The sequence below is a fragment of the Streptomyces sp. NPDC058964 genome (genome assembly GCF_042741275.1).
Classification (GTDB): domain Bacteria; phylum Actinomycetota; class Actinomycetes; order Streptomycetales; family Streptomycetaceae; genus Streptomyces.
In genome coordinates, this window is sequence record NZ_JBHYKH010000444.1 from 1 (window position 1) to 7594 (window position 7594).

8 protein-coding genes and 1 pseudogene are annotated in these 7594 nt (G+C 70.1%); 7 read left to right on the forward strand and 2 right to left on the reverse strand.

The window, feature by feature from the left end; all coding sequences use genetic code 11:
- A pseudogene (locus ACFW2E_RS36300) lies at positions 1-265 on the reverse strand (FAD dependent dehydrogenase); the annotation flags it as partial.
- A 243-nt stretch (positions 266-508) separates the two neighbouring features.
- Here ACFW2E_RS36300 and ACFW2E_RS36305 point away from each other — a divergent pair.
- The 4 genes from ACFW2E_RS36305 to ACFW2E_RS36320 are packed head-to-tail and all read left to right on the forward strand — an operon-like array spanning position 509 to position 3756.
- Positions 509-1576, forward strand: a complete 1068-nt coding sequence (locus ACFW2E_RS36305; RefSeq protein WP_384473107.1) for a PhoH family protein — start codon at positions 509-511, stop codon at positions 1574-1576.
- A gap of 15 nt (positions 1577-1591) precedes the next feature.
- Positions 1592-2089: an rRNA maturation RNase YbeY gene (gene ybeY / locus ACFW2E_RS36310; RefSeq protein WP_384473110.1), complete on the forward strand. Its 498-nt coding sequence runs from the start codon at positions 1592-1594 to the stop codon at positions 2087-2089.
- Between the two features lie 9 nt (positions 2090-2098).
- Positions 2099-3400, forward strand: coding sequence for a hemolysin family protein (locus tag ACFW2E_RS36315; protein WP_384473113.1), 1302 nt, complete (start codon positions 2099-2101; stop codon positions 3398-3400).
- Positions 3397-3756 (forward strand): MmcQ/YjbR family DNA-binding protein, encoded by a 360-nt coding sequence (locus tag ACFW2E_RS36320; protein WP_384473116.1) that lies wholly within the window; start codon positions 3397-3399, stop codon positions 3754-3756. The genes ACFW2E_RS36315 and ACFW2E_RS36320 overlap by 4 nt, the downstream gene beginning before the upstream one ends.
- On the opposite strand, the gene ACFW2E_RS36325 is transcribed toward ACFW2E_RS36320, so the two are convergent.
- A complete protein-coding gene (locus ACFW2E_RS36325; RefSeq protein ID WP_384473119.1) occupies positions 3718-5181 on the reverse strand; it encodes an MFS transporter in 1464 nt (487 codons plus the stop codon). The two genes, ACFW2E_RS36320 and ACFW2E_RS36325, sit on opposite strands and share 39 nt — an antisense overlap.
- Before the next feature lie 144 nt (positions 5182-5325).
- Here ACFW2E_RS36325 and ACFW2E_RS36330 point away from each other — a divergent pair, with 144 nt between their 5' ends.
- The 3 genes from ACFW2E_RS36330 (at position 5326) to ACFW2E_RS36340 (ending at position 7262) form a co-directional block, all read left to right on the forward strand.
- Complete coding sequence (locus ACFW2E_RS36330) at positions 5326-6147, forward strand: helix-turn-helix transcriptional regulator (RefSeq protein ID WP_384473128.1); 822 nt, start codon at positions 5326-5328, stop codon at positions 6145-6147.
- Between the two features lie 28 nt (positions 6148-6175).
- Entirely contained in the window at positions 6176-6529 is a 354-nt protein-coding gene (locus ACFW2E_RS36335; protein WP_384473122.1) for a cytidine deaminase, read from the forward strand.
- Between the two features lie 256 nt (positions 6530-6785).
- Positions 6786-7262: a hypothetical protein gene (locus ACFW2E_RS36340; RefSeq protein WP_384473125.1), complete on the forward strand. Its 477-nt coding sequence runs from the start codon at positions 6786-6788 to the stop codon at positions 7260-7262.
- The last annotated feature ends 332 nt before the right edge of the window (positions 7263-7594 follow it).

The following is a 7594-nucleotide window of genomic DNA, read 5'->3' on the forward strand; positions in this document are numbered from 1 at the left end:
GGACGGCCCCGGTGCCCACACCGGCGGCCGCCCGGCGCAGCACCTCCGGCACACGCTCGTCGATCTGGTTCAGCACGACCGCGGCGCCCAGCTCCTCGGCCCCGATCACCCGCGCCTCCGGCACGTCACGCAGCGAGAACGCCTGCTCGGGGAAGCCGTCCCGCTGCCAGGCGCCCCACACCAGGGTCGCGCCGCCGACCGGTATCGCCCCGTCGGTCAGGCACCGCTGTGCTTCGGACAAGGACGTGGGCAGACGCAGATGCATGGCGGCCGACCTGCTTTCCTCGGACAGGTGGCCGGGGTGACGTGGCCCACGACCATGAGCGGCGGTGACACGGCGCATTCTGCCCACGCGCACGGGAGCGCATACAGGGCTCACCGCTGCACGGCGGGAGCCGGGAAAAGCCCTACGGCGTTGTCAGCGCCCCGTCGTACCCTTGGAATCGCGAGGCCGCCCTCAGCTACGCGGCCGTGACGAGGAGGAACCGCAGGCCTACAGCGCCGGCCCATGACTCAGACACCCACAGCTCACACCCCCGCGCAGGGGCAGGCGAGAGCACAGTTCACGGTCCCTGCCCAGCACCCGATGGTCACCGTGCTGGGTTCCGGCGACTCCCTCCTGCGCGTGATCGAGAAGGCCTTCCCGGCGGCCGACATACACGTCCGGGGCAATGAGATCAGCGCGGTCGGCGACTCCGGTGAAGTCGCCCTCATCCAGCGCCTGTTCGACGAGATGATGCTGGTGCTCCGCACGGGGCAGCCGATGACGGAGGACGCAGTGGAACGCTCGATCGCGATGCTGCGGGCGAGCGAGAACGGGGAGGGCCCGGAGGAGACCCCGGCCCAGGTGCTCACGCAGAACATCCTGTCCTCGCGCGGCCGTACGATCCGCCCCAAGACGCTCAACCAGAAGCGGTACGTCGACGCGATCGACAAGCACACGATCGTCTTCGGCATCGGCCCCGCCGGTACCGGCAAGACCTACCTCGCCATGGCCAAGGCGGTGCAGGCCCTGCAGTCCAAGCAGGTCAACCGCATCATCCTGACCCGCCCCGCGGTCGAGGCCGGCGAGCGGCTGGGCTTCCTGCCCGGCACGCTCTACGAGAAGATCGACCCCTACCTGCGCCCGCTCTACGACGCGCTGCACGACATGCTCGACCCGGATTCGATCCCCCGCCTGATGGCGGCCGGGACGATCGAGGTCGCGCCGCTCGCCTATATGCGCGGACGCACGCTCAACGACGCCTTCATCATCCTGGACGAGGCCCAGAACACGAGCCCCGAGCAGATGAAGATGTTCCTCACCCGCCTCGGATTCGACTCGAAGATCGTGATCACCGGTGACGTGACGCAGGTCGACCTGCCGAACAACACCAAGAGCGGTCTGCGGCAGGTGCAGGAGATCCTGGAAGGCGTGGAGGACGTCCACTTCTCCCGGCTGTCGTCCCACGATGTCGTACGGCACAAGCTGGTGGGCCGTATCGTCGACGCGTACGAGTTGTACGACAGCAAGCACGGCACCGAGAACGGCACCCACAAGGGCGGCCGGGGCAGGTCCGGGCACAAGGGGAAGTAGAGACACGGCAGCACCATGTCGATCGACGTCAACAACGAGTCCGGAACCGAGGTCGACGAGCAGGCGATCCTCGACATCGCCCGCTACGCGCTCGCTCGGATGCGCATCCACCCGCTCTCCGAGCTCTCGGTGATCGTCGTGGACGCCGACGCCATGGAGCAGCTCCACATCCAGTGGATGGACCTGCCCGGTCCGACCGATGTCATGTCCTTCCCGATGGACGAGCTGCGGCCGCCGTCCAAGGACGAGGAGGAGCCCCCGCAGGGGCTGCTCGGCGACATCGTGCTCTGTCCCGAGGTCGCCGCCAAGCAGGGGTCCGAGGCGCCCACGCAGCACTCCATGGACGAGGAGCTCCAGCTGCTCACCGTCCACGGAGTGCTGCACCTGCTCGGCTACGACCACGAGGAGCCCGACGAGAAGGCCGAGATGTTCGGTCTGCAGGCCGCCATCGTGGACGGCTGGCGCGAGGAGAAGGGCCTGACCGGCCCGTCCCCGGCGCCGACGGTTTCGTAAGCGGGCCCGATGAGTCCGCAGATCGTCGTCGGCGCGATCGCCCTGGTCGTCGTCGCCTGGCTGGCCGCCTGCGCCGAGGCCGGCATCGCGCGTGTCTCCAGCTTCCGCGCGGAGGAGGCGGTGAAGTCGGGCCGCCGGGGCAGCGCCAAACTCGCCCAGGTCGCCGCCGACCCGACCCGCTATCTCAACGTGGCGCTGCTGGTCCGGGTCACCTGCGAGATGGCTGCCGCCGCCCTGGTGACCTACGCCTGCCTGCAGGAGATCGACGGGACCTGGCAGGCCCTGCTCGCCGCGATCGGCGTCATGGTCCTCGTGTCGTACGTCGCCGTCGGCGTCTCCCCGCGCACCATCGGCCGCCAGCACCCCCTGAACACGGCGACGGCGGCCGCGTACGTGCTGCTGCCGCTGGCCAGGATCATGGGCCCGGTCCCCTCGCTCCTGATCCTGATCGGAAACGCCCTGACCCCCGGCAAGGGCTTCCGCCGGGGGCCTTTCGCCTCCGAGGCCGAGCTGCGGGCCCTGGTCGACCTCGCCGAGCAGGAGTCCCTGATCGAGGACGAGGAGCGCCGGATGGTGCACTCGGTCTTCGAGCTCGGCGACACGCTGGTGCGGGAGGTCATGGTCCCGAGGACCGACCTCGTCGTCATCGAGCGCTACAAGACGATCCGCCAGGCCCTGACGCTGGCGCTCCGCTCCGGCTTCTCGCGCATCCCGGTCACGGGGGAGAGCGAGGACGACATCGTCGGGATCGTCTACCTGAAGGACCTGGTCCGCAGGACGCACATCAGCCGCGACGCCGAGAACGACCTGGTGTCCACGGCCATGCGGCCCGCGTTCTTCGTGCCCGACACCAAGAACGCCGGCGACCTGCTGCGCGAGATGCAGAAGGAACGCAACCACGTCGCCGTCGTCATCGACGAGTACGGCGGCACCGCGGGCATCGTCACCATCGAGGACATCCTCGAGGAGATCGTCGGCGAGATCACCGACGAGTACGACCGCGAGCTCCCGCCCGTGAAGGAGCTGGGCGACGACCGCTACCGGGTCACCGCCCGCCTCGACATCACGGACCTCGGTGAGCTGTACGGCCTGGAGGAGTACGACGACGAGGACGTGGAGACGGTGGGCGGACTGCTGGCGAAGGCACTGGGCCGGGTGCCCATCGCCGGCGCCTCGGCCGAGGTCGAACTCCCCGACGAACGCAGACTCCGACTGACCGCGGAGGCCGCCGCCGGACGCCGGAACAAGATCGTGACGGTGCTGGTCGAGCCGGTGCCACCACCGGCGGAACAGGAGCAGGAGTCCGAGTGACGCCCAAGGAGCTGCGTGACCTCTGCATGTCGTTCAACGCGGTGGTGGAGGAGTTCCCGTTCGATCCCGACACCTCGGTGTTCAAGGTTCTGGGGAAGATGTTCGCGCTGAGCCGGCTCGACGGGCGGCCCCTGACGGTCAACCTCAAGTGCGACCCGGAGGACGCGATCCGGCTGCGGAGTGAGCACGAGGGGCTGATCGTCCCCGGGTATCACATGAACAAACGGCACTGGAACACCGTCACCGTCGACGGAGAGCTCCCGGACCGGCTGGTCCGGGAGCTCGTCGAGGACTCGTACGACCTGGTCGTCGCCGGTCTACCGCGAGCCGAGCGGCTTCGCCTCGACCGCCCCTGAGGCGGGCCGGCCGGTCCGCAGCCCGAGGCCGACCAGGACGGCCGCCGCCAGCACGATCGCCGCGTCCAGGGCCAGCACGGTGTGCACGCCGGACAGCAGGTCGTCCGAGGTCGTGGCCAGGACACCGAGCAGCGGGATGCCGACCGTGATGCCGACCTGCTGGGTGGAGGTGACCAGGCCGGTGGCCAGGCCCTGCTCCTCGTCCGGGACACCGGAGGTGACCGTCAGACCGTAGGAGATGATCGCGCCCAGGTGGCACACGCCGGCCAGCGACACGGCGGCCGTGGCGAGCCACACCGACCAGGGATGCGCGTTCAGGCCGAGGAGGGCGGCGATGAGGACACCCTGTCCGGCCAGCGAGCCGACCAGCGTACGGCGGGCGCCGAAGCGGCCGATGACCTTCGGGGCGTACGTGCCCGCCCCCGCCGACAGCACTCCCTGCACGCCGAAGACCAGTCCCGTCTCGAAGGCCGAAAGGCGCAGGGTCTCCTGCAGGTACAGGGTCAGCACGAAGATCACCGTGGACATCATCGAGAACGTGACCAGACCGCCCACGTTGCCCCACGCCACCGTGCGGCGGCGAAGCATGGGCAGCGAGACCAGCGGCGCCCCGGCGCGCGACTCGACGATCACGAACGCCGTCAGCAGCAGCGCGCCCGCGGCGAGCGTCGTGAGGACGTCCGCCCGGCCGAAGCCGTGGTCGGCCGCCGTGGACAGGGCGTAGATCAGGGAGAGCAGACCGCCGGTGACCGTGATCGCACCGGGCACGTCCAGCCGGGGACGGTCGGGGGTGCGGGACTCGGGCAGCAGACCGGGGGCCGACGGCAGGACGATCAGAGCGAACACCGAGAGCAGCCCCATCGTGGAGCGCCAGCCGAAGGCGTCGGTCAGGACGCCGCCGGAGACCATCCCGACCGTGAAGCCGAGCGACAGCAGCGTGCCCGAAATGCCCAGGGCACGGTCCCGCGCCGGACCCTCCGGGAAGGTGGTCGTCAGCAGCGACATGCCGGTGGGCACGATCGCCGCGGCGGCCAGTCCCTGTACCGCCCGCCCGGCCAGGAAGGACGCCGGGTCCCAGGCGAACGTCGCGAGCAGCGAGGCCGCGCCGAAGAGGGCAAGGCCCGTGAGGAACAGCTTCCGGCGGCCGTACAGGTCGCCGATGCGGCCGAACAGGAGCAGGAAGCCGCCGGACGGGAGCGCGAACGCGGTGACCGCCCACTGCAACGCGGACCGGCTCATGCCGAGGTCCCTGCCGAGGCCCGGCAGCGCCACGTTCAGCACGGAGAAGTCCAGGGCGACCATGAACTGGGCCGCGCACAGGACGAAGAGGACGAGTTTGTCGCGCGTCGACATCCGGGAGGTGCCGAGGAGTTCGCGTTCGTCTCGTTCGGGAGTGGTGGGTGAGGTGGTGGTGTCGATCGCCATGGCAAGAGCTTCCGGCGATCGGAATACGCGTGGGGAGTCGGAACTTATGGTGGTGGTGGCACCACCAGACACTACGAGGGGGATCGTTTCGTGGCTGAGGACGCGCCGAAGAGCCATCGGCTGCGCGAACTGCGGGAGTTCCTGATGAGCCGTCGGGCCCGGGTGAGCCCGGCGGAGGCGGGTCTGCCGGACGGCGGGGCCCGGCGCCGCACACCCGGACTGCGCCGCGAGGAGGTCGCCGTGCTCGCCGGGGTGGGCGCCTCCTGGTACCAGTGGCTGGAGCAGGGGCGGGACATCTCGGTCTCCCCGCAGGTGCTCGACTCCGTGGCGCGCGTCCTGCGGCTGAGCAACGCCGAGCGCCGTCACCTGTACGTGCTCGCCGGGCTGAACCCGCCCGCGCCCGAAGTGGCGCCGGAGAAGCGGGACATGTGCGACGGGCTGCGGCGGCTGATCGACACGTGGATGCCGTATCCGGCCCACATCATGGACATGTACTACAACTGCGTGATGTACAACGACGCCGCCGCGATGGTGCTCGGCATGCGTCCGGACATCACGCAGAACTGCGTAGTCGACTTCTTCACCGACCCGCTGTACCGGTCCCGCGCCAAGAGCTGGGAGCGCAACGCGCGCACGGTCGTCGCGCAGTTCCGGGCGGCTTCCTCGGCCCGCCCCGACGACGACGGCTTCCAGGAACTGCTGGCGGAGCTGAACGGCGCGAGCCCCGAGTTCGCGGCGATGTGGGCGGAGCGGGACATCGAGGAGGCCGGGCAGATCCGCAAGGAGCTGGACCATCCGGTGGTCGGTCTGCTGGTGGTGGAGTCCACGGCGATGAAGGTGCCCGCCCGGCCCGACCTGACCGTCGTCCTGCACACCCCGCTGGACGAGGCCGGCACCGCGGCGAAGCTGGAGTGGCTGGCCTCGCCGGAGGGCAGGCGCGAGGCGATGTACCCCGTGGCGGGGTGAGCCGGGTTCCGCTCCGTATGCTCGGGTCATGAGCGACAGCAACGAGCTTGACCCCGAGGACCGCAAGATCGTCACCCTGGCCCGTTCCGCGCGGGCCCGCAACGCAGTGCCCGAGGGTGCGGCGGTACGGGACGAGACGGGTCGTACGTACGTCGCCGGGACCGTCGCCCTCGACTCCCTGAAGCTCAGCGCCCTGCGGACCGCGGTGGCGATGGCGGTGGCTTCCGGGGCGACGTCTTTGGAGGCGGCGGCTGTGGTCACCTCGGCGGACAGTCCCCCGGCGGAGGATCTGGCGGCGGTCGGGGACCTCGGGGGTGCGGGGACGCCGGTGCTGGTGGCCGGGCCGGACGGGGTTGTCCGGGTGACCGTTTCCGCCGGTTGACGTACCGGGGGCCCCGCCCCCCGGACCCCCGTTTCCCGGCCTCCCACCCGTCCCGGTTGTTTGAAGAGTTACCGAACGGCGGTTCGGCCGGATTTCAACCTTGCCGGTCCCTGACCCCTGCGCATCAATGGGAACGCAATTTCCAACGGGTCGTCAGACCCGCAGCCCTCAGCGTGTCCGCACCCACCTGACGGTGTGCATCTCCCGTCCATCCCCACATGGCATTCCCAGACAACGGGAAGGGAGTCGGATCCCCATGAGAGGCAAGCGATCAGGAATCGGTGCGGCAGTGGCGGTCGGGGCCCTCGCGGTCACCGGCCTGGCCTTCGCGCCCACGGCCGTCGCCGTCACGCCGACGACGGCGACGGTCACCGCGAGTTGCGGCATCTTCGGTGGTGGCGCGGCGACGCTCACCGCGACGCAGTCAGGAACCTCGGCCACCATCACGCTCACGTCCACCGCGATCACCGCACCGCTCGCGCTGTCCGCGAACTCCATCACGTCCACGCTCACCATGGCCAAGGCCGGCGGCGGCACCACCGTCTTCAGCGGGACGGTGAACCCGGCGATGGCCGGCGGCGACCCCGTCACCGTCGGCCCGCTTCCGGGCACCGTGGCCTCCGGCGACAGCCTGGACTTCCACGGCGGCTCGCTCAAGATGGTGATCTTCGGTATCACCGTCACCTGCACCAGCGCCGCGAACCAGGCGCCCGGCCCGTTCGTGTTCGACTGACCGGCGCCCCGCGCTGAGCGATCTGTTCCGGATGCCGCAGAAACTGATGAACCGTCAGGTTTATGCGGCATCTCCATTGACTTCTCACGTGGCCTGCACATCAATGGCCCCCTGTCGGCGCAGACGAGCCGCTGCGCCCGCAACCCTCAGGAGGGGGCCCATGGGCTCGACACCCCGAAGATCCCCAAGGTGGCGCTGGGCATCACTGCTCGGCGCGACCGCGCTCGCGGGCACCGCGGGCGGCGCGCTGGCCTGCCCGGCCGGCGCCGCGGGACCGAACGTGGACTTCGCCACCCACTTCATCCAGCCGGCGATCGCCGTCCTGCCGCGGA